We start from the raw sequence: 260 nt of genomic DNA on the forward strand, positions 1-260 counted from the left end.
CGATTTCACCGTACCAGAGCCGGACGGTGCGCTGATGCGCATCAAAACGCACATCCGCCGCGCTTTGGGTATTCAGCGTGAGCAGGGAGCCATCTTCCAGTTGCTGACGGCTGACTGTGCCTTTGGCGGTGCGGTAATCTGCCCGCAGACCTTCGCCGGTTTCCGACTGCCAGAGCTGCCAGCCTCCGCCAGCGCCGAGCAACAGCAGTAATCCTTTCATCACGTGACGGCGGGTGAGGCGGGTATCGTGCAACGCCCGG

Annotated in this window: 1 protein-coding gene; it reads right to left on the reverse strand. The window is 62.7% G+C overall.

Translation table 11 applies throughout. The features are described from left to right. Positions 1 to 260: FecR domain-containing protein (locus tag V5P19_RS23860; protein WP_334408040.1), on the reverse strand; the 260-nt coding region annotated here is incomplete at both ends.

This window comes from Enterobacter sp. UNJFSC 003, from assembly GCF_036903355.1.
Classification (GTDB): Bacteria; Pseudomonadota; Gammaproteobacteria; order Enterobacterales; family Enterobacteriaceae; genus Enterobacter.